Raw genomic sequence first — 26,351 nt, 5'->3', positions numbered from 1 at the left:
TCAGGCGGTCGCTTCGGTGAGGTCGGTGCGCAGGGCGGTGACGTCCTGGGCCGCGCGGGCGGCGGGGAGGCCCGCGCCGTTCTCCTCGCAGACGCGGATCAGGTGCAGTTGCGCGCGTTGCAGTCTGTGCAGGGTGCGGGCGGCCTTGCGGCCGTGTGCCTTCTTCATGTGCTTGCGCAGGTGGCGGCGCTCGCGCAGTGAGGTGAGGCTGTCGCGTTCTTCGGGAGTCATGAGGTCGTCGTCGATGTAGTAGTCGGCGACGGTGCGGAGCTGGTTTCCCTCCTCGCGGCCCGCGAACCTCCACAGCAGGTAGCCGACGGCGAAGACCGGGATGCCCTTGATCAGGCAGAGGACGAGGACGCCGCCCACCCCGCCACCGCCGATGTTCTGGAGCCAGGGGGAGTTCCAGAAGAAGTGCAGGAACCAGGCCAGAGCGAAGGCGCCCACGGCTACGGCCGTGCGCTGGACCAGGGGCTTGTGCCGACGGGTGATGAAGTAGCCGATCCCGAACGCGGCGACGGAGGTGTACAGCGCATGGCTCCAGATACCGCTGAACACGCCCCGGACGAGGAACATCACACCGACCGGGACGACCTGGTTCGTGTAGGGGAACTGGATGGCGGAGTTGACCGAGTAGAGGAGGTCCTCGACGATCTGGAAGCCGAGACCGATCATCGCTCCGAGGACCACGACGGACAGGATCGTGCGGAACTGGGTCCGGGCGATCATGACGAGCACGATCACGCCGAGCAGTTTGAGGATCTCCTCGTTGGTCGGCCCTGCCAGCGCGGGTCCCCAGTCCTCCGTGAACTGCGGGCCGAACAGCTTGGCGGACAGTGACTGCACTGCGGAGTTGACGGGGATCGCCAGGTAGCAGGCCGCGAAGCCGCCCCAGGCGAAGGCCATGGCGAAACCCAGCGGAGGGTGTTGCTCGAACAAGTCGAGGGAGCGGAAGAACAACAGGAACGGCAGCGCGTACAGCGACCAGACCAGAGTGGCGAGCACCACCGCGGTAGGCACGACGCGGTAGCCCACGTAGAAGTTCGACACCATCGAGAACACGCCGTTGACGAGGAAGAACACGAACAGCCAGAACGCCGCGCGGCGTGGCTGGAAGAAGCCGTCCACACCGATCGGCGCCTGCGCGTCGACCAGGGAACCTGCCTTCAACCTCCGATGTGCTGTCAGTGGATTGTGCGATGCGCTCATTCCCCGGCCCCTGTTCTGACGCTGTCGACCATTGCCTGGAACTGGCTCGCCGCGGCGGGCAGAGTGCCCTGGGCGCTCTGCCCGCTGAGGGTTACCACGGTCTTCGTCCCGGGGTCGTAGGCGATCCAGAGGATGCCCTCGACTTTGGAGGCGAAATAGGAGAACTTCACACCGGTCAGTCCGTTGCCGGTGCGGAAGGACTGGTCGTTCCCGTAGAGGTGGGCCTTGCTTCCGGCCTGGAGAAGCTTCTTCTCCCTCGCCGTGTGCTCCTCCAGGGTTCCCATCCAGGTCGATGTCGAGACGCTGAACGCGCTCGATCCGCTCGTGACCGTCGAACGCTGCCCCGGGGTGATCTCCCCACGCTCCAGGGACCAGCCGCCGGCCGGGACGAAGGACACACTGTCCGACACCGAGATCGTCGTGCCGGGACGCACCTCCTCCTTGCCGGAGACATGCCCGTCCCAGATCAGCCAGAACCCGACATACAGGAACACGAAGAGCAGCACGAGGGCCGACCCTCCGAGCGTCCCGTACCGCTCACGCCGGGGTATCGCAGGTAGCGCGGGCGCCGCTGCTTGTTGAGATCTCTCCACGACAGTCCTCTCGAATACGTGACCGCATCATACGAAATCGGCCATGTCGCAAAATGATCCCACTCGCACCTGAAGGCCGGTCGTCCCGCAGACACTCGCCTCGCCTCGCCCCGACCGTGCCTCCGGGGCCCGGTGGGTCCTACGCCGGGCCCGCCAGTGACCGCTTCAGGAAGTCCACCTGGAGCAGCAGCAGGTTCTCCGCCACCTTCTCCTGCGGGGTCATGTGGGTCACCCCGCTCAGCGGCAGCACCTCGTGCGGCCGCCCCGCGGCGAGCAGCGCCGACGACAGCCGCAGCGTGTGCGCGACCACCACGTTGTCGTCCGCGAGACCGTGCACGATCAGCATCGGCCGCTCCTGCTCGGCGGCGTGCGACAGACCCTCGTCGGTGACCAGCGAGTTGTACGCGTACACCTCGGGCCGGGTCGCCGGGTCGCCCAGGTAGCGCTCCGTGTAATGGGTGTCGTAGAGCCGCTGGTCGGTCACCGGGGCGCCCACGACAGCCGCGTGGAACACGTCGGGCCGCCGCAGCACGGCCATGCCCGCCAGGAAGCCGCCGTACGACCAGCCGCGGATGGCCACCCTCCCCAGGTCCAGCGGGAACCGCTCGGCGAGCGCGTGCAGCGCCTCGACCTGGTCGTCGAGGGTGAGGGTCAGATCGTGCTTGACCGCCTTCTCCCAGCCGGGTGAACGGCCCGGGGTGCCCCGGCCGTCCGCGACGACCACGGCGAAACCCTGGTCCGCGAACCACTGCGAGGTGAGATGCGTGTTGTGGGTGGCGACCACCCGGCGGCCGTGCGGCCCGCCGTACGGATCCATCAGAACCGGAAGCGGACCATCCGATTCCTTGTAGTCGGTGGGGAGCAGCACGGCGCACGGAATCCGCCGTGCGCCCCCTTCGGTGAACCGGGCCCGCACGGACAGCACCGGCTGCTCCGCGTGGTTCGCGATCGTGGCGATCCGCTTCCCGTCCCGGAGCACCTGAGCGGTCGCTCCCGGCCGGTCCGGAGCGGTGGAGACCATCACCGTCACCCCGCCCGCCCGGACCGCGGAATGCACGCCCACGCCCTCCGAGACCCGCTCCACGCCCAGCTCGTTGACCCGGTAGACATGGCTCTCGCCGATCTCCGGCGCGGCCGCCCGCTCACCCGCCGTCGCCGTCACCAGGATGTCCGAGCCGCCGATGTCGAGCACCGACCGGATCTGCAACTGGGCCCCGGTCAGCAGCCGGTCGCCGGCCGCGAGGACCCGCGCCCCGCCCTCGTCCGCGATCCGTACGAGCCGCCCGTCCGGCGCCCACGCGGGCACCCCCGGGAACAGGTCCAGCCAGACCGGGTCCTCGTCGACGTGCACCGTCCGGGTCGTGCCGGTCTCCGGGTCCACCGCGAGATGGAGCTGACTCTGCTGGTCGCGGGCCTGAACGAGCAGCAGCGGCGCCCCGGCCGACGACCAGTGCACCGACGCCAGATACGGGAACCGGGCCCGGTCCCACACCACTTCGGTGCGCTCCCCGGCCAGGTCCACCACGAAGAGCCGCACCTCGGCGTTGGGTGTCCCGGCCGCCGGGTACGCGATCTCGGCGGGCTTGCGCTCCGGGTGCGCCGGGTCGGCGATCCACCACCGCCGCACCGGGCTGTCGTCGACCCGGGCGACGAGCAGCCGGTCCGATTCCGGCGACCACCAGAAGCCCCGCGAGCGCTGCATCTCCTCGGCCGCGATGAACTCCGCGAGGCCGTAGGACACCTGTGCGCCCTCCGGTTCCGCGAGTGCCCTGTCCTCCTCGCCGCCGGCCCCCACGACACGCAGCGCCCTCTTGGACACGTATGCGATGTGTCGTCCGTCCGGGGAGGGGCGCGGGTCGATCACCGGACCGGGAACGGGCAGCGCGCGGGCCGTGCCCGACCGCAGCTCGGCGACGTACACCTTCCCGGAGAGCGCGAACGCCGCCAACTCGGCAGCCGCGTCCACCGCGTAGCCCACGATGCCCGACGACCCCTCGCGACTCCGTTCGCGCCGGGCCCGCTCCTGCACCGACAGCCGCTCCGCCGAACCGCCCAGCAGCACCGCCGGATCGGCCACCACCCGCTCCCGGGGCGCTCCTTCGCCGTCCAGGTCCAGCACCCAGAGCCGGCCCGACCCGTCGGTGCCCGACCCCGAGCGCAGGAAGATCACCCGCTCACCATCGGGTGACACGGTGAACGCGCGGGGTGCTCCCAGGGTGAACCGCATCGTCCGGGCCGACTGGAGCGGAAAGGTGATCTCTGACGAAGTCATGTGCCGAACCTATCGGCCGTCCTTCCGCCCGTGCGCCCCTCGTGCTGCTGTGCCCCGACCAATGCCTTGCCACGGATAGTTATGATCCGTAGCGCTCGGTGGGTATGAACCTGCTGGCTCCATGCGTGCTGCCCGTCCCGACCCCACTGATGGAGGTGAACCGCCGTGGCACTCTCGATTTCGGCGGTGGTGCTGCTGGCGATCGTCGTCTTCCTGCTGATCCGGAAGTCCGGACTGAAGGGCGGACATGCGGTGGTCTGCATGCTGTTCGGTTTCTATCTCGCCAGCTCGTCCATCGCGCCCACCATCTCCGAGGTGACGACGAACGTGGCGGGCATGATCGGAGGGCTCAAATTCTGACGGCGCCAACCGTCCATGGTTCGCCGGTGCCCGCCGCGCGGGCGCCGTCGGTCATCGGGGCCGCCTGCTCGTAGGGTGGTCCCCATGACGGACCTTCCCGCCCGGCGTCTGCTCCTGGTGCACGCGCACCCCGACGACGAGTCGATCAACAACGGCGCCACCATGGCCAGATATGCGGCCGACGGCGCCCTGGTCACCCTGGTGACCTGCACGCTCGGCGAGGAGGGCGAGATCATCCCGCCCGAGCTCGCGCACCTCGCTGCCGACCGGGACGACTCCCTGGGGCCCTGGCGGCAGGGAGAACTCGCGGCGGCGATGGAGGCGCTCGGGGTCACCGACCACCGCTTCCTCGGCGGCCCCGGCCGGTTCCGCGACTCCGGAATGATGGGCGCCGAGCAGAACGACCGCCCCGGCGCCTTCTGGTCCGCCGACGTGGACGAGGCCGCCGGGTACCTCGTGGAGGTGATCCGCTCGGTCCGCCCCCAGGTGCTGGTCACGTACGACCCCGACGGGGGCTACGGGCACCCCGACCACATCCAGGCGCACCGGGTCGCCACGCGCGCCGCCGAACTGGCCGCGGACCCCGCGTACCGGGCCGGCTCCGGCGCCCCGCACACGATCGCCAAGATCTACTGGAACCGGGTGCCGCGCACCGTCGCGGAGGACACCTTCGCGCACCTGCGGGCCACCGCCCCCGACACCTTCCCCGGCATCGCCGCGATCGACGACGTACCCGGTGTGGTGAACGACACCCTGATCACCACCGAGATCGACGGCACCCGCCACGCGGAGGCCAAGGCCGCGGCGATGCGGGCGCACGCCACCCAGATCGCGCTGAGCGGCCCCTTCTTCGCCCTGTCGAACGATCTGGGCCAGCCCGTCCTCACCACCGAGTACTACGAGTTGGTGAGCGGCACCCCGGGCGCCGCGCCGGGGGCGCGGGAACACGATCTCTTCGCCGGTGTGACGGGAGCGGACCAGTGAGCAGCAGCAGGCAGCGGGCCGCACGGACCAACGCACCGCCGAGGGACATTCCGGCCACCGGGCCGGCCGCTCCCCTCAACCCCCGCCGGATCGCCGCCCTGCTGGGCCTCGCGGTCCTCGGCGCGCTCGTCGGGATCGCCGGGACGCTGGTCCAAGCCGCGTGGTTCCCGGGCGGATTGCTGCTCACACTGCTCGCGTCCGGCGGTCTCTTCTACGGCGGCCGGGTCCTCATGGGTACGCAGCCCGGCGCCCTGGCGCCCGCCGCGGGGTGGCTGGTTTCGGTCATTGTCCTGCTGGGCGGACGCCCGGAAGGGGACTATGTCTTCGGCGATGAACTGGGCCTCGCCCTCTTCATGCTGGGCGGGATGGTCATCGCTGTGATCTGTGCCACCATGTCGCGGTCACCCCAACCGGGTGCCGACAACGGCCGACCTGGCAAGTAATGTGCCACGTCCGATCCCGTAATGCCCCCTGTCCGTCCGGGGGGTGCGCAGTCGTTTCCCCCGGTCGCGGGGTGTCTGTCGGCCGCGGCCAGTAAGGTGGTTCGCGCGCCGAGCCGTCCCCTGCCCTGCGGCATGGGGGAGAGTACGGGCGGCGGAGCCAATCGGGAGAACCTGCTTTGAGTCGTGAAACTGACAGTTCGTCCTCCGGGCCCCAGAGCCGCGGGGGAGCCGCGTACCCCTCGGGTACGCCGCCGTACGGATCCCGCCAGTATCCGTCGCTGCACCCTTCGCAGGATGCCCCGGAGGAGACCCCGGAGCCTGCGGATCCGCCCCGGCCCGAAGAGCCGAGGACGGAGACGACGCTGACGACGCGTATCCGGATCAACATCCCCGGCTCGCGTCCCATCCCACCGGTTGTCATGCGTACGCCCATGAGTGACGCGGACGCCGGCCCCGGCAACGAGCGCACGGGCAGCATCCCGCGTCCGGGCCCCTCCGCGCCCAAGGGGGCGCAGGGGACCCCCGTCGCGCCGGGACCCGAGGGCAGGGACGGGTCCGCCCCCGCGGCGGAGCCCGCTGCCGAGAAGCCGGCCAGGGAGAAGAGCGGCAGCGACTGGTTCGCGCCGCGCAAGCCCCCGGCCGACGCGTCCGCGAACGGTTCGACGGCCCAGCCGTCGTCCGGCGGCACGAACGGCGCCGGTTTCTCCGCCACCGGCCCGGGGGGCGGCACGAACGGCGCCGGTTTCTCGGCCACCGGCCCCGGTGGTGGTACGAACGGCGCGGGCCTTTCCGTCACCGGCCCCGGAGGCCGGGCGGACGGTCCGGGAGCCGACCGGGCCACCCCGCCCGCCGGCCCGCGCGCCGATCTGCCGTACTTCTCGGACGGCCCGCAGCAGCCGGGCGAGCCCGGCGCGCCCGGCTCCGACGAGTTCGGCGCGGACGGCCCCGGCGGGCCGCGTGCCACGCCGAACCTCGGTATCCGTCCGCCGGGCCCTTCCGGACCCACCACGGGACCGGCCGGCGGCACCTCCCCGCTCACCCCGAACCTCGACGGGCCGGGCCCCTTCGGCTCGGGACCGGGAGGATCGCAGGCCCCCGGTGGCCCCGGTGGCGTACCGCCGCGGATGTCCGACGACACCGCGATCCTCACGCCGCAGTTCCCGGCCCCCGGCTCGGGTCCCGGGGGTCCCGGTTCCGGCCCCGGTTCCGGCCCCGGCTCGGGCTCGGGTGACAACGTCTCGGGTGACACGCTGACCAGCGGCATCCCCGTGGTGCCGTCCGAGCGCCGCACCCCCGGGTCCTCGTCGCCGTTCCAGGGTCCCGATCTCACCCCGCGGATCCCGGACAACCCGATGGGCACCGGACCGGCCGGCCAGGGAGGGTTCGCCGCCCGGACGCCCGAGCCCGCCGCGCGCACCGCTCCGGAGTCCGCCTCGGCGAAGGCCCCGGCGAAGAAGGGCCGTTCGAAGCTGGTCCTGCTCTGCGTGGCCGCCGTCTGCGTGCTCGGGGTCGCGTACGGCGCCGGGCTGCTGATGAACCACTCCGACGTCCCCAAGGGCACCACCGTCCTCGGCGTCGACATCGGCGGCGGCACGAAGGAGGACGGTGTCGAGAAGCTGGACGCCGCTCTCGGCGAACGGGCCAAGGCCCCGCTCCAGCTGAGCGTGGACGGCAAGGAGACGCAGCTCGCACCGGACAAGGCCGGACTCGCCCTGGACAGCCAGGCGACCGTGCGCTCCGCGGCCGGCAGCGACTACAACCCGGTCTCCGTCATCGGCTCCCTCTTCGGCGGCAAGCGTGACATCGACCCGGTGATCCCGGTCGACACGGAGAAGCTCGGAGTCGCGCTGACCGACCTGGCGGGTGCCTCCGGCTCGGCCGGCGACGGCACGATCAAGTTCGAGCCGGGCAAGGCCGTCGCCGTACCGGGCAAGGCGGGCAAGGCGCTGGACGTCAACCAGTCGATGGGCTCGGTCCGGGACGCCTACCGCGCCCAGGTGGAGACGGGCAAGGCGGCCACCGTCGAACTGCCGGTCGCCACCCGCGAGCCCACCATCGACCAGGCCGAGCTGGACCGGGCGATGAAGGCCTTCGCGGAGCCCGCGATGTCCGGCCTGATCACCATCAAGGCCGGGCCCAAGGTGATCCAGTTCGGTCCGGACAGGTCCCTGCCGAAGATCCTCTCGATGGTGGCGGTCGACGGCAAGCTCGTCGACCGCTACGACAAGAAGGCCATCGACACCCTCGGTGAAGGCGTCTTCGACGGCATCATGGTCACCAAGAGCGACGGTACGAAGCGCCAGCTCAGCGCGGACGACGTGGCCGTCGCCATGAAGAGCGCACTGGTGGGCAGGACCCCCGCGGAGCGGACCGTCACGATCGACCTCGGCGGCAACGGCTGACACAGGCCAGCACAGCACAGCACGACAAAGGCGCCGCCCCCGACCGGACCCCCGGCCGGGGGCGGCGCCGTATCCGGCCGTCCCCGAGGTCCCCGGCACAAGGCGTCGCCGCCGCGGCCGTCACCCGTACGGCATGACATCTGTCATCCCGGATTCACGACCCGTGACCCTGCCGGGCGCGTACCCCGCTCGGCCAGGCTGGACCCATGACAACGACAGCCCCCGAAGCCACCGCGGCGAAGACCGCCGTGGTCAGCTTCGACCAGGTCAGCAAGGCATACGGCGAGGTACGTGCCGTGGACGGGCTCACGCTCCATCTGCACCCCGGCGAGACCGTGGCGCTCCTCGGGCCCAACGGCGCCGGCAAGTCCTCCGCCCTCGACCTCCTTCTCGGCCTGCGCACGGCCGACTCCGGGACCGTCCGCCTCTTCGGCACGACCCCGCAGGCGGCCATCGCGGCCGGCCGCGTCGGCGCGATGCTCCAGACCGGCGGCCTGATGGAGGAGGTCACGGTCGAGGAGCTGGTCGGGCTCGTCTGCGATCTGCACCCCAGGCCCTACCCGGTGACCGAGGTGCTGGCGCGGTCCGGCATCGCGTCGATCGCCGGCCGCATGGTCAACAAGCTCTCCGGCGGCCAGGAGCAGCGCGTACGGTTCGCGCTCGCCACCGCCGGGGCCAACGACCTGATCGTCCTCGACGAGCCGACCACCGGCATGGACGTCACCGCCCGGAAGGCCTTCTGGGCCACCATGCGCGAGCAGGCCGACCAGGGCCGGACCGTCCTGTTCGCCACCCACTACCTCGAAGAGGCCGACGCCATCGCCGACCGAGTGCTGGTCCTGCACAAGGGCCGGATCCTCGCCGACGGCACGGCGGCCGAGATCAAGGCCAGGGCGGGGGCCCGCCGGATCTCCTTCGAGCTGGAGGGCCCGGTCGACGAAGAGGCCCTGCGCGCCCTGCCGTTCCTCTCCACGCTCGACATCAACGGCCGCCGGGTCCGTATCCAGTCGCACAACGCCGACGCGACCGTGCACGCCGTGTACGGCCTCGGCCTCTACCCGCGCGAGCTCGAAGTCGCGGGACTCGGACTGGAACAGGCCTTCGTCGCCATCACCGAGGCCGAGGAGGCCAGGACCACATGCTGAATTTCTTCTCGTGGGCGCTCATCAGGCTCGAAGTGACCCGCACCCTGCGGAACAAGAAGTTCATGTTCTTCTCGATCATCTACCCGTCGGTGCTCTACGTGCTGATCTCCAGCACCCAGAACACCACCGACAAGGTGCCGCACACCGATCTGACCCTCCAGTCCTTCTTCATGGTCTCGATGGCCTCCTTCGGTGCGCTGACCGCCGTCCTGATGGGCAACAGCGAACGCATCGCCAAGGAGCGCGAGAAGGGCTGGGTCCGCCAGCTCCGGCTGACCGCACTGCCCAGCCGCGGCTACGTCCTGGCCAAGATCGCCAGCGCCGCGATCGTCACCCTGCCCTGCATCGTGGTCGTCTTCCTCGTCGCCGCGTCCGCCAAGCACGTACGGTTCGACCTCTGGCAGTGGCTGGCCCTGACCGGCCTCATCTGGGCCGGTTCACTGGTCTTCGCCGCCCTCGGCGTCGCCATCGGCTACGTCGCCAGCGGTGACGCGGTCCGGCCGATCACCATGATCATCTACTTTGCGCTCTCGATCCTCGGCGGCCTGTGGATGCCCACCTCGACCTTCCCGCGGTGGATCCAGAACATCTCCGAATGGCTGCCCACCCATGCGTACGCTGCACTCGGCCAGGCCGTCGAGATGGGCGGAGCGCCGCACGGCAAGGACATCGCCATCCTCTGCGTCTACTTCCTGCTCTTCGCGGGCGGTGCGGCCTGGCTCTACCGGAAGGACACCCTGAAGGCGTGAAGGAAGAAGACGAGATGTCCGTGGGCATCGGGCGCCCGCCGGGGGATCGCAAGCAGGCCGGCATCAAGAGCCTCTGGATCGGCGTCTGGCTCGCCTTCATGAGCGCGCCGATCAAGGATCTCGTCGACGGTGGCCACACCCCGTGGGCGACCGCGCTCGGCACTCTCGGCCTGGTGGTCTTCGTCGGCTGCTATCTGGTTCTCGTCTTCCGGCCCTCGCCGAAGATGCTCAGTCCGGTGCAGGTCCGGTTCGCGTTCGCCTTCCTCAGCGGCCTCGCCGTCACGCTGTCCCTGACGCTCGGCAGCCCGTGGCTGGTCCTGTTCGTGTACGTCTCGGTCTGCGCGGGGGCCGCGCTGCCCCTGCGGACCGCCCGTTGGCTGATCCCCGTCACCGCTGCCGTGCTCGTCGCCATCGGCCTGGCCGGCGACCACTCGCGCGAGATCATCACGGCGCTGGTCTTCCCGGCGCTGCTCGGCGGGTTCGCGATGACCGGCGTCCGGCAGATGATCCTCACCACCATCCAGCTCCGCGAGGCCCGCGCCACCGTCGCCCAGCTCGCCGCCAACGAGGAACGGCTGCGGCTGGCCCGGGATCTGCACGACCTGCTCGGCCACTCCCTCTCACTGATCACCCTCAAGAGCGAACTGGCCGGGCGGATGCTCCCCGACCACCCGGACCAGGCGGCCGTGCAGGTCGCCGACATCGAACGGGTCAGCCGGCAGGCCCTGGTGGACGTGCGCAGCGCCGTCACCGGCTACCGCCGGCCGACCCTCCCCGGCGAACTGGCCGGTGCCCGCACCGCGCTGGCCGCCGCCGGAATCACCGCCGACATCCCGGCCGAGCCGCCCGAGGACCTCCCCGAGAAGCAGGAGGAGGTGCTCGCCTGGGCGCTGCGGGAAGCCGTCACCAACGTCGTACGCCACAGCGACGCCCGGAGCTGCACGGTCACCCTCGCCCCGCGCCAGACCCTGGACGGGCGGGTCCTCGAACTCACCGTCGCCGACGACGGCCGAGGCGTCTCCGGTCCGACGCCCGGCAACGGCCTCACCGGTATCGCCGAGCGCCTCGCCACGGTCGACGGGACGCTGATCACCCGGGCCACCAACTCCCGTTCCGGGAAGGGCTTCACCATCGCCCTCGGCGTGCCGCTCGAAACCGGCCTAGGATCCGGGGAATGAGCATGATCAGACTCCTCCTCGCCGAGGACCAGTCCATGGTGCGCGAAGCCCTGGCGGCGCTCCTCGGCCTGGAACCCGACATCGAGGTCGTCGCGCAGGTCGCCCGCGGTGACGAGGTACTGGCCGCGGCCCGGGAGCACGCGGTCGACGTGGCGCTCCTGGACATCGAGATGCCCGGCATGACGGGCATCGAAGCGGCGGCCGCGCTGCACCGCGAACTCCCGGACGTCAAGGTCGTCGTCGTCACCACCTTCGGCCGGCCCGGCTACCTCCGCCGCGCGATGGAGGCTGGCGCCGACGCTTTCCTGGTGAAGGACGCCCCGGCGTCCCAGCTCGCCGAAGCGGTACGCAAGGTGCTGAGCGGCGAGCGTGTCATCGACCCGACACTCGCGGCGGCCGCCCTGGCCGACGGGGCCAGCCCCCTGACCGACCGGGAGCGCGAGGTGCTGCGCACGGCGGCGGACGGTTCGACCAATGCGGAGATCGCCGGGGTGCTGCACCTGTCCCAGGGCACGGTCCGCAACTACCTCTCGATGGCGATCCAGAAGATGGCGGCGCGCAATCGGGCGGAGGCGGTCCGGATGGCGCGGGAGAAGGGCTGGCTCTGACCGGGAGCCGTGCCGTGCGCCCGTGCGAGGCGGGTCCGGGGACGTCATCGGCACGGTGACACCAGTCCCGCCTCGTACGCGATGATGACCAGCTGCACGCGGTCCCGCGCGTCGAGCTTCGCGAGCAGCCGGGTCAGATACGTCTTCGCGGTGGCGACGCTGATGAACAGCCGCTCCGCGATCTCCGCGTTGGACAGCCCGCTGCCGACCAGCACCAGCACCTCGCGCTCCCGTTCGGTGATCGCGGTGAGCGGCCGCCGCGGCGACGTGGAGGCGGGGCGGCCCGCGAACTCCTTGATCAGCCGCCGGGTGACGCTCGGCGCGATCAGGGCGTCCCCGGCCGCCACCACCCGGACCGCCGCCAGAATGTCGTCCAGCGCCATGTCCTTGACCAGGAAGCCGGCCGCGCCGGCGCGCAGCGCCCCGTAGACGTAGTCGTCGTCGAACGTCGTCAGGACCAGCACATGCGCGGCACCGATCCCCGCGGAAATCCGCTCGGTGGCCTCGATGCCGTTCAGCCCCGGCATCCGGATGTCCATCACGACGACATCGGGGACCAGTTGCTCCGTCAGCCGCACCGCCTCGTCGCCCGTTCCGGCCTCGCCCACCACCTCCAGGTCGGGGAGGTCCGCGATGACCATGCGCAGCGCGGCCCGCACCAGCGGCTGGTCATCGGCGAGTAGCACCCGGATCGGGGCCGGGGCCGGGAGCGATGCCGTGGGCGATGCCGGGGTCGGGGTCGGGGGCGATGCCGTGGCCGGGGAGGCCCCGTCCTGGTCGCTCACGCCGCGTCCTGCGCGGGCACCGGCAGCCGGGCCGTCACCCGGAAGCCGCCCTCCGGGCGCGGGGCGGCGGTGAACTCGCCGTGCAGCAGGGCGACCCGCTCCCGCATCCCGATCAGGCCGAACCCGGTGATCGCGGCATGACCCGGGCCCCGGCCGCGGTCCGCGACCTCGATGCCGAGCTCCTCGGGACCGTACTCGACGGACACCCGGCAGGAGCCGGTGGCGGCGTGCCGGACCACATTGGTCACCGACTCCTGGATGATGCGGAATGCCGACAGGTCGATGTCCGGTGGCAGCGGACGCCGTTCGCCCCGCCACCGCACCTCGACCCGGACCCCGGCCGCGGTCGTGGCCCGCGCCAGCCGGTCCAGATCGGCGAGCCCCTCCGCCGGGTGCAGCGGTGCCGCCTCGCGCTCCGGCCCCTGGAGCCCCGGTCCGTCCTGCCGCAGCGCGCCGAGCATCCGGCGCAGCCCCGACAGCGTCTCGCGGCCCGCTGTCTCCACCGCGCTCATCGCCTCGCGGGCGGCCTCCGGCTGGGTGTGCACGACCCGGGCCGCCGCGCCCGCCTGGAGGGCGATGATGCCGACGCTGTGCGCGACCATGTCGTGCATCTCGCGGGCGATGCGCAGCCGTTCCGCGACGACCGCCTGTTCGGCGGCCCGCGCGGTCAGACTCTCGCCGTGCCGGCGGGCCTCGTACGCCGAGCCGCCCACCAGCCAGGCGACGACCGCGGTCAGGGCGACGACCAGCTCCGCCGACGTACCGACGCCCCACCCGGCCAGCAGCCGGACGGCCAGGAAACAGGTGAGGACGCCGAGTGCCATCAGGAGGGCGACGGCACCGGTCCGGCGCGACCGGGTGGCGGTGATGAAGTACAGCGCCACATCGGCGGCCAGGAACTGGGCGAGCGGTATCTCCCCCACACTCAGCGAGAACGTGGCGAGCGCGGCGGCGCCCAGCAGCAGCGCCAGGCCGTTCAGCGGACGCCGCTCCATCACCACACAGCCGCCCGCCGCCAGGGCCGTGGCGAGCAGTTGTGTCAGCAGACCGTCCCACCGGTAGAGCAGCATCCCGGGCCGGACGGAAGGCTCGAACTCCCCGGGCAGCCGCACCCGGACGAGGAAGGTGAGCAGCACGCCCGCATACCAGGCGACCCCCACCCACCAACCCGGCGGTACGCGCTTGAGCAGGGGAACGGAGAATGAATGGGACATGCGCCGATCGTAACCACCGCTCCCCGGCCCGGCATCGGACCACGGTTGTACACCCACGGTCGACATCCGACCCCGGCAGGTGTCAGCGGCGGTCCGATGACGAACGGGGGCGGCGGGCGGCACCGTTGGGACCGTGATCGAAGTCAACGGACTGACCAAGCGGTACGGCGCCGCCACCGCCGTCAAGGACCTCACCTTCACCGTACGGCCGGGCGAGGTGACCGGCTTCCTCGGACCCAACGGGGCCGGCAAGACCACCACCCTGCGGATGCTCCTCGGCCTCGTCGAGCCCACCGCGGGATCGGCCACCCTCCAGGGCCGGCGGTTCCGCGAGCATCCGCGCGGACTGCGGCACGTCGGCGCCCTCCTCGACGCGGGCGACGTCCACGGCGGCCGGACCGCCCGCGCCCACCTCGCCGTGCTGGCCCGCAGCAACAGCATCCCGCGCGCCCGGGTGGACGAACTGCTCCACGAAGTGGGCCTCGCCGGGGCCGCCCGCCGACGCGTCGGCGGCTTCTCGCTCGGGATGCGCCAACGGCTCGGCATAGCCACCGCACTGCTCGGCGACCCGCCGGTGCTGCTCTTCGACGAGCCGCTCAACGGCCTCGACCCGGAAGGCGTGCTCTGGGTCCGCGGGCTCTTCCGGCGGCTCGCCGCGGAGGGCCGCACGGTGTTCGTCTCCAGCCACCTGATGACCGAGATGGAGCACACCGCCGACCGGCTCGTCGTCATCGGCCGCGGCGAACTCATCGCCGCCGAGAGCCTGTCCGCGTTCGCCGCCCGCGGCACCCGGCTGAGCGTGACCGTGGGCACGCCCGACGCCGCCGCTCTCACTCCGCTGCTCACCGCCGAGGGCGCCTCGGTGGCCGCGGACGGCGACCGGCTCACGGTGACCGGCCTGACCGCCGCCCGGATCGGCGAACTCGCCTTCAGACACCGCGTTCTGCTCCACGAACTCACCACCTCCAGCGCCTCGTTGGAGGAGGCGTTCATGGAACTCACCGCGGGCAGCGTCGAATACCTCGCAGGAGACCCCCGATGACCACGACCACGACCACGACGACGACCGCGCCCGCAGGCCGCGTGACACACGAGGAGACCCGCGCGCGCTTCAGCGACCTGCTGGCGGCCGAGTGGCTCAAGACGTGGTCACTGCGCTCGACCCCCTGGCTGTACGTGATCACCGCACTCGCCGTCATCGCGTTCAACGCCGGTACGGCCTACGACCACTACAAGTACTGGTACCAGCACGACGGACAGAGCCGCACCTCGTTCATCGCCAACGGCATCCCCCTCGTCGACGCCTTCACCGCGAACTCCGCCATGGTGCTGGTCCTGGCCCTGGCCGCGATCGGCGCCGTGTCGGTCACCGGCGAGTACGGCACCGGCCTGATCCGCACCACGTTCACCGCCGTCCCGGCCCGCCGCTCGGTGATGGCCGCCAAGGCGCTCGTCCTCGCCTCGGTCACCACCGTCTTCGGGGCACTCGTCGCCGCCGCCTCGTTCGCCTCGGCCCAGGCGATCCTCTCCGGCCGGAACGCCTCGGTCTCCCTCGACCACCCGGACGCCCTGCGCGTCATAGCGGCGTCGGCCCTGCTCGCCCCGGTGGCCGCGCTCGCCGGCCTCGCGATCGGCACGGTGATCCGCCACACCGGGGGCTCCGTCGTCGCCTGCGTGGTGGTGCTGCTCCTGCTCCCCGTGGTCCTGAGCGCACGCCGTCATCTGACGGCGGTGCTCCTGCACACCCTGCCCTTCAGCGCGTGGGAGCGTCTGACGAGCACGGACACGCAGCGCTCCAACGACCTCTTCCCGTGGACGACCGCCGGGGCCTGGACGGTCTACGTCGTCTGGGCACTGGCGGCAGGCACGGTGACGGTGTTCGCGGCGCACCGCCGGGACCAGTGACGGCGGGCGGCCGCGTGGCGGACCCACTCCGCCCGACTCCCCAACCCGCCTTCCCTGCAAACGATTTCAGAAACATGCTGGAAATTCTTGCGTCACCTCTTGACGTGTTCATCGCCGAAACGGCAGGCTCCGAACTCCCCCCACGGTGGCCAGGCGCGTGGCTGCCCACGTCGGGTACGGGCTCCGTCCGTACCCGCGACCGAAGGAGCCGCAGATGAGTTCCCGCGCCGCTCGCGCGACACTGGCCAGACTGCTCGCAGCCGCCGGTATCACCGCCCTCGCCCCCTGGACCTCCCAGGCGACCCCACCGGGCGACAAGACCGTCACCGCCACCCTGTTCGAGTGGAAGTACGACGCGGTGGCCCAGGCCTGTACGGACTCGCTCGGTCCGGCCGGCTACGGCTACGTAGAGGTCTCACCCGCCTCCGAGCACATCCAGGGCGATCAGTGGTGGACCTCGTACCAACCGGTCAGCTACAAGATCGCCGGACGCCTCGGTGACCGCGACGCCTTCGCGTCGATGGTGGAGAGCTGCCACTCGGCCGGTGTGAAGGTCGTCGCGGACGCCGTCATCAACCACATGTCGTCCGGCTCCGGCACCGGGACCGGCGGCACGGAGTACTCGAAGTACAACTACCCCGGCTACTTCCAGGACCAGGACTTCCACGCCTGCCGCAAGGACATCAGCAACTACGGCGACCGCAACGACGTCCAGACCTGCGAACTGGTCGGCCTGGCCGACCTCGACACCGGCAGCGACGCCGTCCGTTCGACGATCGCCGGCTACCTCTCCGACCTGCGCACCCTGGGTGTCGACGGCTTCCGCATAGACGCCGCCAAGCACATGGCGGCCGATGACATCGCCGCCATCAAGGGCAAGATGTCCGACCCGGGCTTCTGGGTCACCGAGGTCATCTACGGCGGCGGCGAGGCCGTGCAGCCCGACGAGTACACGGGCGTCGGCGATGTCGACGAGTTCCGCTACGGAGGCCACCTCAAGAGCGCGTTCCAGGGCGGCGGCGTCACCGGACTGAAGAACATAGCCGATGGCAAGCTGGCGAGCGCGAACGCCCGTACGTTCGTGGACAACTGGGACACCGAGCGCAACGGCTCCACGCTGACGTACAAGGACGGCGCGGCCTACACCCTGGCCAACGTCTTCATGCTGGCCTCGCCCTACGGCTCCCCGAACGTCTTCTCCGGCTACGAGTGGTCGGACAAGGACGCCGGCCCGCCCAACGGCGGCGCGGCCGCCTGCGGCAGCGACGGCTGGACCTGCACCCACGCACAGACGGCGATCACCGGCATGGTCGGCTTCCACAACGCCACCGAGGGCACCGAGCTGACCGACTGGTGGGACAACGGTTCCTCCGCCCTCGCCTTCGGCCGTGGTGACAAGGGCTTCGTGGCCATCAACAACGGCGACGACACCCTCCAGGAGACGTTCACCACCTCGCTCCCGACCGGCACGTACTGCAACGTGGCCCAGGCCTCCCCGGACGCCTGCGACGGCAATACGGTGCGGGTCGGTGACGACGGCACCGTGACGGCCGCCGTCCCGGCGAAGGGTGCGCTGGCCCTGCACGCCTGAGCCACGCGGGCAACGGGCGGCGGACAGCGAACCGCCCGGCCGGCAGGGTCAGGACCCGGCCGGCCGGGCGGAGTGCTCAGCGGACAGCCCTCAGAGGGCGGCCGTGGTCTGCTCGCCGCTCGCGCTCCCGGCCAGCCACTGCGACCAGGACAGGTTGAACGAGGCGTAGCCGTTGTCGGCGGGTGCCTTGGCGCGCGGGGAGCCGGTGACCGTGATGGGGTCGCCCTGCTTGACCTGGCCGTAGAACCACTTCGCGTCGGAGAGCGAGAGGTGCACACAGCCGTGCGAGCCGAGGGCGCTGCCGCTGCCCGGGTTGGTGTCACCGGTGGAGAAGTGGACGTAGGTGCCCGACTGGGTGAGGTGGATGTCCCAGGGCAGGGTCAGGTCGTAGTAGTTCGCATCGCCCTTGGTGCAGCTGATGCCGACGCTGCAGGACGTCATGTGGACCTTCTCCTGCTTGTCGATCACCGCCATCGTGCCGTTCCAGGTCGGGTACTGGGCACTGCCCGCGTTGATGGAGAGCGTGCGCACCGGGGCGCCGTTACGGGTGACCTTCATGGTGTGGCCGGTGACCGAGGCGTCCGCCCGGACATCGTCCCCGATGGTGAAGGAGTGGGTGTAGGGGTGGGTGCCGTAACGGCCGCTGCCGTTGGAGACGTACTTCAGATCGGCGTCGAGCCGCACCTTGGTGCCGGACTTCCAGTACTCCTGCGGCCGCCAGTCGACCCGCTTGTCGCCCATCCAGTGCCAGGCGCCCGAGGTGGGGACCGAGGCGGAGACCTTGAGGTGCTTCTCGATGTTCTTGTGGGCCGAGGCGGCGACCGGGTTGGTGAAGACCACGGAGATCGGCATGGCGACGCCGACGGTCGCCTTGTCCAGCGGCGCGATCGAGTCCAGCAGCATCGGCGGCCCCGTGGGGTGCGTGGGCGACGGGCGCGCACTCGCGGACGCGCCCGTGGACGCGCCGCCCTTCCCGCCGTCGCGGGCACTGTCCGACGTCGACGACTTGCCACCACACGCGCTGGTGCCCGCCAGTACCGCACTCACCAGCAACGCGATCCCTATAACGCCCTTGCCCCGCCGCATGTCCTGCTCCACTCGCGTCACTACTTCAAGGATTCAACATTTATAGAGACATGGAGCTGACCGGAGCGGTTGCGGGCGGCACGTAAAGCACGTGCCAAGTTCGCGGCCCGACGCACGCGAAGGGCCGGGCCGCCTGTCGGCGACCCGGCCCGCACTGCTTGCCTTCCCTAAGGGAAGGACACCACCTGTGACGGGACGGTGTCCGTCCCCGACGTGGGCGAGCCCGTGTCGTTGATGACGTGTTCGTACTGGCCCTGGCCGCCGAGGGAGACGACGAGCAGGTCGTGGAACTTCACTCCGGGCTTCACCGGTGCTTCGAAGCCGTGGTCCTGGCGGATCGTCGGGTCCACGTTGAAGTAGCAGTAGCTGCCGAGACCCCACCCTTCGTGCGTGGTCACCGAGTCGTCGACCTTGTAGGCCGCGAACCCCTTGGTGTCACCGTTCTGGACGGCGGCCTGATTGGGGGCGTCGTACGCCTTCTCGTTCTGGAAGAAGATCGTCTTGCCGTTCTCGCCCGACCAGCGCACGTCGTACTTGTTGAAGTGCTCGACGAAGAGCCCGGTCGCCAGGACGTTGTCTCCGTTGACCTGGAGGCCGTAGTCGGAGCGGTTGGTCTCCCAGCCGACGCCCTCGCCGTGGTCGGCGCGCCACAGCCAGGTGTGGTCGATGATGGTGTCGTTGCTGTTGATCACCATGCCGGTGGTGGCCTTGCCGGCTCCCGCGCCGCCGACCCGCACGAACACGTCCTGCAGTGACGTCGGGTTGTCCGCGTGGCTCGCGGACGCGCCCTCCGGGCCGACCTCGATCAGTGAGTCGGAGTCGGTGGTGCCGGCGTCGACGAGCAGGCCGGCGAGCTTCACGCCGTCCACGTCACCGACCTTGATCGCCGTGACCCCGTTGTCCGGGATGATCGTGGCAAGACCCAGACCGAGCGCTACGGTGTTGGCGCGGTCGATGTTGATCGTCTGGTCGACGTGGTAGACGCCGGGCGTGAACAGCAGGTGCAGACCCTGGTCCACCGCCGCGTTGATCGTCTCGGCGGTGGCGCCGGGCTTCACCACGTAGAACTGGTCCAGCGGTATCGACTCGCCCTTCGGCGTGCCGTTGGCCCACGAGACACCACGCGCGTTGGTGCGCTTCTCGGGCACGAACACCTTGTAGTCGTCGCCGTCCAGGTACAGGAACGGCTTCTCACGGGAGACCGGGGTGTTCTCCAGTGTGGTGTACGGCGGCTCGGGGAAGCTCTGGGCGGGGGCGCCCTCGACACCGGAGAACGTCATGTTCCAGACGCCGTTGCCCCAGCTGCCGATCGAGCTGTCGCGGGTGTACCACTGCTGCTGCGAGTACGGGCCGACCTGACCGTCGATCTTGCTGTCGGCGATGTACCCGCCGCTCGCCCAGCCGTAGCCGTCGGGGGCCAGGTTCAGCCCGCCCTTGACGTGCATGCGGCGGAACGGGGCGGCCTGGGAGACGGCCCAGCGGTCGGTGCCGCTGACCGGGTTGAGCGCCAGGTTCTCCGCCGAGCGCCAGAAGTTCTGCGTGGCGTTCCCGTTGAACCAGCCCGCGTCGACGGTCACGTCACCGTTGAACGTGGTGTCGTCCGGGTTCAGCCCGAGACCGGCGATCGAGGTGTAGAACCCGATCTGCGCGTTGAGGTTGTTGTACGTGCCCGGCTTGAACATCAGCGCGTAGCGGCCGTCGCCGAACTGCGCCGACTCCTGCTTCTTGAACACCTCGTCGACCTTGGCCTGGATGTCGGGCATCGACGGATCGAACACCATGACGTTCGGGCCGAGGTCGCCGCCGCCTTCGATGGCCTGCGCGTCCGCGCCGAAGGCGCTCTGTGCGGTGGGGGCGGCCATGAGGAGCGAGACGGCGAACGCGGCGAACCCGAACGTCCGGGTGCGGCGCCTGCGACGGGGTGCGGTGGGGGGTGTCGTGGGGGTGTCCGTGGGGGGAGCATGCATAGACGTACGTCTCCTGAGTCGTGGTACGGGTGACACGACGAGCTTCATGGAGAGCGCTCTGAGAGCGCTCTCCGACGGGAGTTGATGGTTCCGGGGTCACCCGGGAAACGTCAAGAGGTGTGCAACAGGAGCCTCAACCGATCCGGCTGTCCGCAACAATTAACTTCAGTGGAAAGGCAATTGACCCATTCTGCGCTCAGTTCCGGGTGCCGTTGACTTTAGGAGTTGATGTTCGTCGGAGCCGCTGGCGTCCTGCGCGTCGGTCGGAAGTCCCCGGGGCCGGGATCGGTGCCCTAAGATCGTGCGCCGTGACGAATCTTGCGCTGACTGCGACCCGGGCCTACTACGACACCGTGGCCGAGGAGTACACCGGACGGGTGACGGGTGCCTTCGCGCAGGATGTGTGGGGGCGCGCGATGCTCGGCGGGTTCGCGGAGGAGGTGCGGGCCGACGGTGGGCTGCCGGTTGCCGATCTCGGCTGCGGACCGGGGCATGTGACGGCACATCTGGACGGCCTCGGCCTCTCCGTGTTCGGCGTGGACCTGTCGCCCCGGATGGTGGACATCGCCCGCCGGACCCGTCCCGGGCTGCGCTTCGAGGTGGGCTCGATGGGCGCGCTCGACCTCCCGGACGGTGAGCTGGGGGGAGTTGTCGCCTGGTGGTCGATCCTCCACACGCCTCCCGGCCTGCTGCCGGAGCTGTTCGCGGAGTTCCACCGGGTGCTGGCCCCGGGCGGCCGGCTGCTGCTGGGATTCCACGCGGGCGAGGACCAGCCGTACCAGGGGCCGGAGCGCGATGGCGGGGTGTCCTACGACATCCATCTGCTGTCGCCCGACCGGGTCGGCGAGCTGCTGGGACGGGCCGGATTCGAGCCCACGGCGCGGATGCTGGGCGAGGGGAAGCGGTGGCCGTGGGCGTGCCTGGCAGGACGGCGGCCCACCGCCGTCGGCCCTGCTCCCACGGATTGAGCCGGATCCTGATCCGGTCCGCTGACCTGGCCGGTACGGGCCATGTTCCGGGCCGCGTGCCTGGCCGGCACCTTGGTCAGGTGGGGTGCCGGCCAGGGGTCTCGTGGTGCGGGTCAGGGGCTCCCGCTCGCGCCCTTCGTGATGCGGGCGATCGCCTCGACGGTCAGGGCGCGGTCATGCGGTTCGGTCTCCAGGGCGCGGTGGATGGACAGGCCCTCGATCAGCGCGTCGAGCTGCCTGGCCGTCGCCGGGTCGAAGTGCCATTCGAGGGCGCGGCGGCTCCGGCGCATCCACTCCCGGGTCAGCTCGCGGTAGGCGGGCTTCCGGGCCGCGAGGGTGTACAGCTCGTGGGTGAGGACCAGCTCGCGCTGGTTGCCGCTGGACAGGTGATGGACGAGACCGGCCACCGCCTCCCGGGCCTCGTCGGGCGTGTTCGCGGCGCCGAGACGCTCCTCGAAGACGGTGACTATGCTGCTGGAGAAGCGGATGAACGCCTCCCGCAGCAGCTCGTCCATACCGCCGAAGTGATACGTCATCGAGCCGAGCGGCACCCCGGCGCGGGCGGCGACCTTGCGGTGCGACGTCCCGGCGACCCCCTCCTCCGCGATCAGGTCGAGCGCGGCGGTGATGATGCGCTCCCGCCGCTCGGGGTCGTTCCTTCCGGTCGCCACGGTGCTTCTTTCTCTGAGGTCTAGATCGAGCGGATCACCCGCGCCGGATTGCCCACGGCAACCACGTTGGCGGGGACGTCCTTCGTCACGACGGCTCCGGCGCCGATGACGCTGTTCTCCCCGATGGTCACCCCGGCGAGCACGATCGCTCCGCCGCCGAGCCAGACATTGTCGCCGATCGTGATCGGCTTGGCCGCTTCCAGCTTGTCCCGGCGCGGTTCCGGCTCCACCGGGTGGGTCGGGGTGAGCAACTGTACGTTCGGCCCGATCTGGCAGTCGCGGCCGATGCTGATCGGAGCCACGTCCAGGGCGGTGAGGTTGTAGTTGATGAACGTGTCCTCGCCGACCGTGATGTACGTGCAGTAGTCGACGTACAGCGGCGGCCGGATGTGCGCGCCCGCGCCGATCCCGCCGAGGAGTTCGGCGACGACGGGCTGCGCGGTGTCGGCGTCCTCCGTGTAGGCCGCGAGGTACCGGGCGGCGAGGCGCACGGCGCGCTGCTGGGCCTTCGCGATGTCCGGGTCGTCGGAGACGTAGAGGTCTCCGGCGAGCATCCGCTCATGGTTGGTACGGGAATCCCCCGCGAAGTGATCCGTCATGCGTACGATCGTACACTCCAGGCGTACGATCGTACGCTCTCGACCTTCCTCATTCTTCGACCCGTCTGCTGAGGCCCCGCTGCCATGGATGCCGCTACACGCCGCTGGCGCACCGCACTGTTTCTCTTCATGCTCGCCGCCGGTACCGGAATGGCGTCCTGGGTGGCCCGCACCCCGGCCGTCCGGGACGGGCTCGACGTGTCCACCGGCTCGATGGGCCTCGTGCTGTTCGGGCTGTCCACCGGATCGATGGCCGGTGTCACGGCCTCCGGCCCGCTGGTGCGCCGTTACGGGGGCCGGGCCGCGATCGGCGTCGGCGCCTCGCTGATCGTCGCCGGGCTCCTGGTCGTCGCGGCGGGCACGAGTCTGTCCCTGGCGGGCGGGGTGTTCTGCGGACTGGCCCTGTTCGGGGGCGGGATGGGGCTGGCCGAGGTCGCGTTCAACATCGAGGGCGCGGCCATCGAGAGCGTCATCGGCCGGCCCGTCCTGCCGGTGCTGCACGGCTGCTTCAGCCTCGGCACCGTGGTCGGGGCGCTGCTGGGGATGGGGCTGACCGCGGCCGCCTTCCCCGTCGGATGGCACCTGACGGTCGTCGCTGCGCTGATAACCGCCGCCGCGGTCCGGGCCGTCCGCGCGATCCCGCACGGCACGGGCAAGGAGACGGCCGGCACCGCCGGACCGGGCGGGTGGCGGGGCCAGTTCGCGGTGTGGCGGGACCGCCGGCTCGTCCTCATCGGGGTCATCGTGCTGGCCATGGCCTTCGCGGAGGGAGCCGCCAACGACTGGCTGCCGCTGCTCATGGTGGACGGCTACGAGGTGAGCGCCACCGCCGGCTCGCTGACCTTCCTGGTCTTCGCCTCCTCGATGACGTTGGGCCGCTTCGCCGGCGGCCCCCTCCTGAAGCGCTTCGGCCCCGCCCAGGTCGTCCGGATCAGCGCGGTCGTCGCCGCGCTGGGCCTGGCGGTGGTGATCGTCGCGCCGAGCCCGGTGATGGCGGGCGCCGCCACGGTGCTGTGGGGGCTGGGTGCCTCGCTCGGTTTCCCGGTCACCGTGTCCGCGGCGGGCGACCACCCGCGCGACGCGGCGGCGCGGGTCGGCGCGGTCTCCACCGCGGGCTATGTCGCCTTCCTCGTCGGCCCGCCCGCGCTCGGCTTCCTCGCCGACCACATCGGACTCCGGCTCACGATGACCGTCGTCCTCGCCCTGCTGATCGTCGCCTCGACCCTGGCCGGGGCACTCGGTTCCGGCCGCCGTGCCGGTACGGAGGCCGTGCCGGTCACCCCTTAGGGCCTGTATGGGGTTGTCCCGCGGCGTCACGGGGCTGGGCACGCACGCTCGCAGCGTTGCCGAAACGCCCTGGTAGCTCCGCTACAAGAGCGTTTCGGCGCCGTGCGATCGCACGCACCCAGCCCCGCTCCCTCTTCCGCGTGACAACCCAGTACAGGCCCTAGACCGGGACGGCGCTCTCGTCCCACAGCGCGGTGCTGTGCGCCGCGACCAGCGCGCCGATCCGGGCGAGCGCCTCGCCGGCCGGCTGCGGGTCGAGGCGCCGCCCGTCGCGCAGGCGCAGCGCGACGCGGTCGTCAGCGGCCTCCGCCGCGCCGATGACCGCCTGGTACGGCACCAGCCGGGCCTCCCGGACACGGGCGCCGAGGCTGCCGCGCTCCCAGCCGCTGACCTCGGCGCGCAGCCCGAGCGCGGTGCAACGGCGGGCGAGCTCCTCTGCGTTCGGCAGTTCGGCGTCCGAGACCGGCAGGATCACGACCTGGGTGGGGGAGAGCCAGCCGGGGAACGCGCCGCCGTGCTGCTCGATGAGGTGGGCGACGGCCCGCTCCACACTGCCGATGATGCTGCGGTGCACCATGACCGGACGGTGTTTCGCCCCGTCCGCCCCGATGTAGTGCAGATCGAACTGTTCGGGCTGGTGGAAGTCGACCTGGACGGTGGACAGGGTCGACTCCCGGCCCGCCGGATCGGCGACCTGGACGTCGATCTTCGGACCGTAGAACGCGGCCTCGCCCTCGGCGCGCTCGTACGGCAGCCCGGACGCGTCCAGGACCCCGGTCAGCAGCGCGGTGGAGCGCTGCCACATCTGCGGCGCGGCGACGTACTTCCCGCCGGACCCCGGCAGGGAGAGCCGGAAGCGGGCCGCGCGGATGCCGAGTGCTCCGTAGGCCCGGCGGATCAGGTCGAGCGCGGCCCGCGCCTCGTCGGCGACCTGGTCCAGGGTGCAGAAGATGTGCGCGTCGTTCAGCTGGATGGCCCGCACCCGGGTCAGCCCGCCGAGCACCCCGGAGAGCTCGGAGCGGTACATGCCGCCCAGCTCGGCCATCCGCAGCGGGAGTTCGCGGTAACTGTGCGAGCGGGAGCGGTAGATCACCGCGTGGTGCGGGCACAGGCTCGGCCGCAGCACGACCTGCTCGCCGCCCAGGTCCATCGGCGGGAACATGTCGTCGCTGTAGTGCGACCAGTGCCCCGAGATCTCGTACAGCTCCCGCTTGCCGAGCACCGGCGAGTACACGTGCCGGTAGCCCGCCAGCCGCTCGGCGGTACGGATGTACTCCTCCAGGGTGTGCCGCAGCGCCGCGCCGTCGGGCAGCCAGTACGGCAGCCCCGCGCCGATCAGCGGGTCGGTGTCGAACAGCTCCAGCTCGCGGCCGAGCTTGCGGTGGTCGTGCATGGCGGTCTCCTCGTGGACGAGGGGCGAGTCACCGCAAGCAGAAGCCCCGGGGCACTCGCCCCGGGGCTTCGGACTGGTCAGCAGTCAGCGCGCCGGGACACTCTCCGGCGTCGTCGTCATAGCGGCACGCTTCATGCGGGGGACGCTAGCAGGGAGCCCCGGTGCCCCGCGCGGGGTTTTTCGCGCGGGGCACCCGAGTACGGCGGTCAGCCCTGCGTGGACGAGTCGAGGTGGGCGAACACGACCACGTTGTCCTCGTAGTCCTTGACGGTCCTGTCGTAGTTGCCGCCGCAGGTGATCAGGCGCAACTGGGCGTCCGGGGTGTCGGCGTACACCCGCTTGTCGGGGAACTTCGCCTTGCTGAACGTCTCGACGGTGTCGACCTTGAACGTGGCCACCGTGCCGTCCGTGCGCGTGATGTCGACCGTGGAGCCGGGCCGCAGGAACCGCAGTTGCAGGAAGATCGCGGGACCGGTCGTCGTGTCCACGTGGCCCGCCACGATCGCGGCCCCGCGCTCGCCGGGCGTCACACCGTCCTTGAACCAGCCGGCCAGGTTCTTGTCGTTCGGGGGAGGGGCGTCGAGCCGCCCCGAGCCGCCGATGGACAAGGGGGTGAACGGCGCGTCCACCGCGATCGCCGGGATCCGCAGCCGCTTCGGTACGGAGCGCGGCAGGGACGGTCCCGGGGCCGCTGTCTCCGGGGCGGCGGAGGACGCGGCGGGAGCGGGGGCCGGGGCGGCGACCGAGGGCGGTGCGGGTGCTTTGTCGTCGGCCGGGGAGCCGATGGAGCTGTAGATGAGGAGCATGCCGAGCCCGGCCGCTGCGGCGGGCCAGAGCAGGGAGCGGCCGAGCGTGGTGGTGTCGGAGGCAGTCCGGGAGGAGGGTGAACCGGGCGACTGCGGGGCGGCCATGGGAACGAGCCTTTCGTCTGCGCGGGACAGC

Annotated in this window: 24 protein-coding genes; 13 read left to right on the top strand and 11 right to left on the bottom strand. The window is 71.0% G+C overall.

Annotated features, from left to right (window positions below; all coding sequences use genetic code 11):
- The 3 genes from ACIO3R_RS09060 to ACIO3R_RS09050 all read right to left on the bottom strand — a co-directional run bounded on the left by ACIO3R_RS09060 (nucleotide 1) and on the right by ACIO3R_RS09050 (nucleotide 4,029).
- Nucleotides 1-1,170 carry a PrsW family intramembrane metalloprotease gene (locus tag ACIO3R_RS09060; protein ID WP_402104660.1) on the bottom strand — a complete coding sequence of 390 codons (1,170 nt, stop codon included), beginning with the start codon at nucleotides 1,168-1,170 and terminating at the stop codon, nucleotides 1-3.
- 35 nt (nucleotides 1,171-1,205) lie between these two features.
- Nucleotides 1,206-1,715, bottom strand: a complete 510-nt coding sequence (locus ACIO3R_RS09055; protein ID WP_402104658.1) for a hypothetical protein — start codon at nucleotides 1,713-1,715, stop codon at nucleotides 1,206-1,208.
- Between the two features lie 226 nt (nucleotides 1,716-1,941).
- Nucleotides 1,942-4,029 (bottom strand): prolyl oligopeptidase family serine peptidase, encoded by a 2,088-nt coding sequence (locus ACIO3R_RS09050; RefSeq protein ID WP_385036463.1) that lies wholly within the window; start codon nucleotides 4,027-4,029, stop codon nucleotides 1,942-1,944.
- A gap of 210 nt (nucleotides 4,030-4,239) precedes the next feature.
- On the opposite strand from ACIO3R_RS09050, the gene ACIO3R_RS09045 reads away from it, so the two are divergent.
- The 8 genes from ACIO3R_RS09045 to ACIO3R_RS09010 all read left to right on the top strand — a co-directional run bounded on the left by ACIO3R_RS09045 (nucleotide 4,240) and on the right by ACIO3R_RS09010 (nucleotide 11,943).
- A complete protein-coding gene (locus ACIO3R_RS09045) occupies nucleotides 4,240-4,434 on the top strand; it encodes a hypothetical protein (RefSeq protein WP_385036447.1) in 195 nt (64 codons plus the stop codon).
- 84 nt (nucleotides 4,435-4,518) lie between these two features.
- Nucleotides 4,519-5,418: an N-acetyl-1-D-myo-inositol-2-amino-2-deoxy-alpha-D-glucopyranoside deacetylase gene (mshB, locus tag ACIO3R_RS09040; RefSeq protein WP_402104655.1), complete on the top strand. Its 900-nt coding sequence runs from the start codon at nucleotides 4,519-4,521 to the stop codon at nucleotides 5,416-5,418.
- A complete protein-coding gene (locus ACIO3R_RS09035; RefSeq protein WP_385036449.1) occupies nucleotides 5,415-5,861 on the top strand; it encodes a DUF6113 family protein in 447 nt (148 codons plus the stop codon). Before mshB ends, ACIO3R_RS09035 begins: the two co-directional genes overlap by 4 nt.
- 431 nt (nucleotides 5,862-6,292) lie before the next feature.
- Nucleotides 6,293-8,263 (top strand): hypothetical protein, encoded by a 1,971-nt coding sequence (locus ACIO3R_RS09030; protein WP_402104652.1) that lies wholly within the window; start codon nucleotides 6,293-6,295, stop codon nucleotides 8,261-8,263.
- Nucleotides 8,264-8,469: 206 nt separating this feature from the next.
- On the top strand, nucleotides 8,470-9,408 hold the full coding sequence (locus ACIO3R_RS09025) for an ABC transporter ATP-binding protein (protein ID WP_385036452.1): 939 nt from the start codon (nucleotides 8,470-8,472) through the stop codon (nucleotides 9,406-9,408).
- Entirely contained in the window at nucleotides 9,402-10,157 is a 756-nt protein-coding gene (locus ACIO3R_RS09020; RefSeq protein ID WP_385036453.1) for an ABC transporter permease, read from the top strand. The genes ACIO3R_RS09025 and ACIO3R_RS09020 overlap by 7 nt, the downstream gene beginning before the upstream one ends.
- Nucleotides 10,158-10,171: 14 nt before the next feature.
- Entirely contained in the window at nucleotides 10,172-11,335 is a 1,164-nt protein-coding gene (locus tag ACIO3R_RS09015; RefSeq protein WP_402104883.1) for a sensor histidine kinase, read from the top strand.
- The gene (locus tag ACIO3R_RS09010; protein WP_402104649.1) at nucleotides 11,332-11,943 is read left to right on the top strand and encodes a response regulator; all 612 of its coding nucleotides are present in this window, start codon (nucleotides 11,332-11,334) and stop codon (nucleotides 11,941-11,943) included. The genes ACIO3R_RS09015 and ACIO3R_RS09010 overlap by 4 nt, the downstream gene beginning before the upstream one ends.
- 44 nt (nucleotides 11,944-11,987) lie before the next feature.
- On the opposite strand, the gene ACIO3R_RS09005 is transcribed toward ACIO3R_RS09010, so the two are convergent.
- Both ACIO3R_RS09005 and ACIO3R_RS09000 read right to left on the bottom strand, forming a co-directional pair.
- Complete coding sequence (locus ACIO3R_RS09005) at nucleotides 11,988-12,635, bottom strand: response regulator (protein WP_402104881.1); 648 nt, start codon at nucleotides 12,633-12,635, stop codon at nucleotides 11,988-11,990.
- Nucleotides 12,636-12,724: 89 nt separating this feature from the next.
- Nucleotides 12,725-13,942 carry a sensor histidine kinase gene (locus tag ACIO3R_RS09000; RefSeq protein WP_402104646.1) on the bottom strand — a complete coding sequence of 406 codons (1,218 nt, stop codon included), beginning with the start codon at nucleotides 13,940-13,942 and terminating at the stop codon, nucleotides 12,725-12,727.
- Nucleotides 13,943-14,075: 133 nt separating this feature from the next.
- On the opposite strand from ACIO3R_RS09000, the gene ACIO3R_RS08995 reads away from it, so the two are divergent.
- The 3 genes from ACIO3R_RS08995 to ACIO3R_RS08985 all read left to right on the top strand — a co-directional run bounded on the left by ACIO3R_RS08995 (nucleotide 14,076) and on the right by ACIO3R_RS08985 (nucleotide 17,438).
- A complete protein-coding gene (locus ACIO3R_RS08995) occupies nucleotides 14,076-14,984 on the top strand; it encodes an ABC transporter ATP-binding protein (RefSeq protein ID WP_402104643.1) in 909 nt (302 codons plus the stop codon).
- Nucleotides 14,981-15,847 carry an ABC transporter permease gene (locus tag ACIO3R_RS08990; RefSeq protein WP_402104640.1) on the top strand — a complete coding sequence of 289 codons (867 nt, stop codon included), beginning with the start codon at nucleotides 14,981-14,983 and terminating at the stop codon, nucleotides 15,845-15,847. The genes ACIO3R_RS08995 and ACIO3R_RS08990 overlap by 4 nt, the downstream gene beginning before the upstream one ends.
- A gap of 214 nt (nucleotides 15,848-16,061) precedes the next feature.
- Nucleotides 16,062-17,438 carry an alpha-amylase family protein gene (locus ACIO3R_RS08985; RefSeq protein ID WP_402104638.1) on the top strand — a complete coding sequence of 459 codons (1,377 nt, stop codon included), beginning with the start codon at nucleotides 16,062-16,064 and terminating at the stop codon, nucleotides 17,436-17,438.
- A gap of 90 nt (nucleotides 17,439-17,528) precedes the next feature.
- On the opposite strand, the gene ACIO3R_RS08980 is transcribed toward ACIO3R_RS08985, so the two are convergent.
- The gene (locus ACIO3R_RS08980) at nucleotides 17,529-18,524 is read right to left on the bottom strand and encodes an Ig-like domain-containing protein (RefSeq protein WP_402104880.1); all 996 of its coding nucleotides are present in this window, start codon (nucleotides 18,522-18,524) and stop codon (nucleotides 17,529-17,531) included.
- A 167-nt stretch (nucleotides 18,525-18,691) separates the two neighbouring features.
- Complete coding sequence (locus tag ACIO3R_RS08975; protein ID WP_402104635.1) at nucleotides 18,692-20,491, bottom strand: coagulation factor 5/8 type domain-containing protein; 1,800 nt, start codon at nucleotides 20,489-20,491, stop codon at nucleotides 18,692-18,694.
- Nucleotides 20,492-20,799: 308 nt separating this feature from the next.
- On the opposite strand from ACIO3R_RS08975, the gene ACIO3R_RS08970 reads away from it, so the two are divergent.
- Complete coding sequence (locus ACIO3R_RS08970) at nucleotides 20,800-21,459, top strand: class I SAM-dependent DNA methyltransferase (protein WP_402104632.1); 660 nt, start codon at nucleotides 20,800-20,802, stop codon at nucleotides 21,457-21,459.
- A 113-nt stretch (nucleotides 21,460-21,572) separates the two neighbouring features.
- Here the strand turns inward: ACIO3R_RS08970 and ACIO3R_RS08965 are convergent, their stop codons facing one another.
- Entirely contained in the window at nucleotides 21,573-22,130 is a 558-nt protein-coding gene (locus ACIO3R_RS08965) for a TetR family transcriptional regulator (protein WP_363031477.1), read from the bottom strand.
- 20 nt (nucleotides 22,131-22,150) lie between these two features.
- A complete protein-coding gene (locus tag ACIO3R_RS08960) occupies nucleotides 22,151-22,729 on the bottom strand; it encodes a sugar O-acetyltransferase (protein ID WP_402104630.1) in 579 nt (192 codons plus the stop codon).
- An 84-nt stretch (nucleotides 22,730-22,813) separates the two neighbouring features.
- On the opposite strand from ACIO3R_RS08960, the gene ACIO3R_RS08955 reads away from it, so the two are divergent.
- The gene (locus tag ACIO3R_RS08955) at nucleotides 22,814-24,016 is read left to right on the top strand and encodes an MFS transporter (RefSeq protein ID WP_385036462.1); all 1,203 of its coding nucleotides are present in this window, start codon (nucleotides 22,814-22,816) and stop codon (nucleotides 24,014-24,016) included.
- A 160-nt stretch (nucleotides 24,017-24,176) separates the two neighbouring features.
- On the opposite strand, the gene thrS is transcribed toward ACIO3R_RS08955, so the two are convergent.
- Both thrS and ACIO3R_RS08945 read right to left on the bottom strand, forming a co-directional pair.
- Nucleotides 24,177-25,493, bottom strand: coding sequence for a threonine--tRNA ligase (gene thrS / locus ACIO3R_RS08950; protein WP_402104878.1), 1,317 nt, complete (start codon nucleotides 25,491-25,493; stop codon nucleotides 24,177-24,179).
- A gap of 122 nt (nucleotides 25,494-25,615) precedes the next feature.
- Entirely contained in the window at nucleotides 25,616-26,320 is a 705-nt protein-coding gene (locus tag ACIO3R_RS08945; protein WP_402104626.1) for a class F sortase, read from the bottom strand.
- Nucleotides 26,321-26,351 lie beyond the last annotated feature (31 nt).

Source organism: Streptomyces sp. NPDC087428 (assembly GCF_044744085.1).
GTDB lineage: Bacteria > Actinomycetota > Actinomycetes > Streptomycetales > Streptomycetaceae > Streptomyces.
This window is presented reverse-complemented; position numbering and strand designations above follow the sequence as displayed.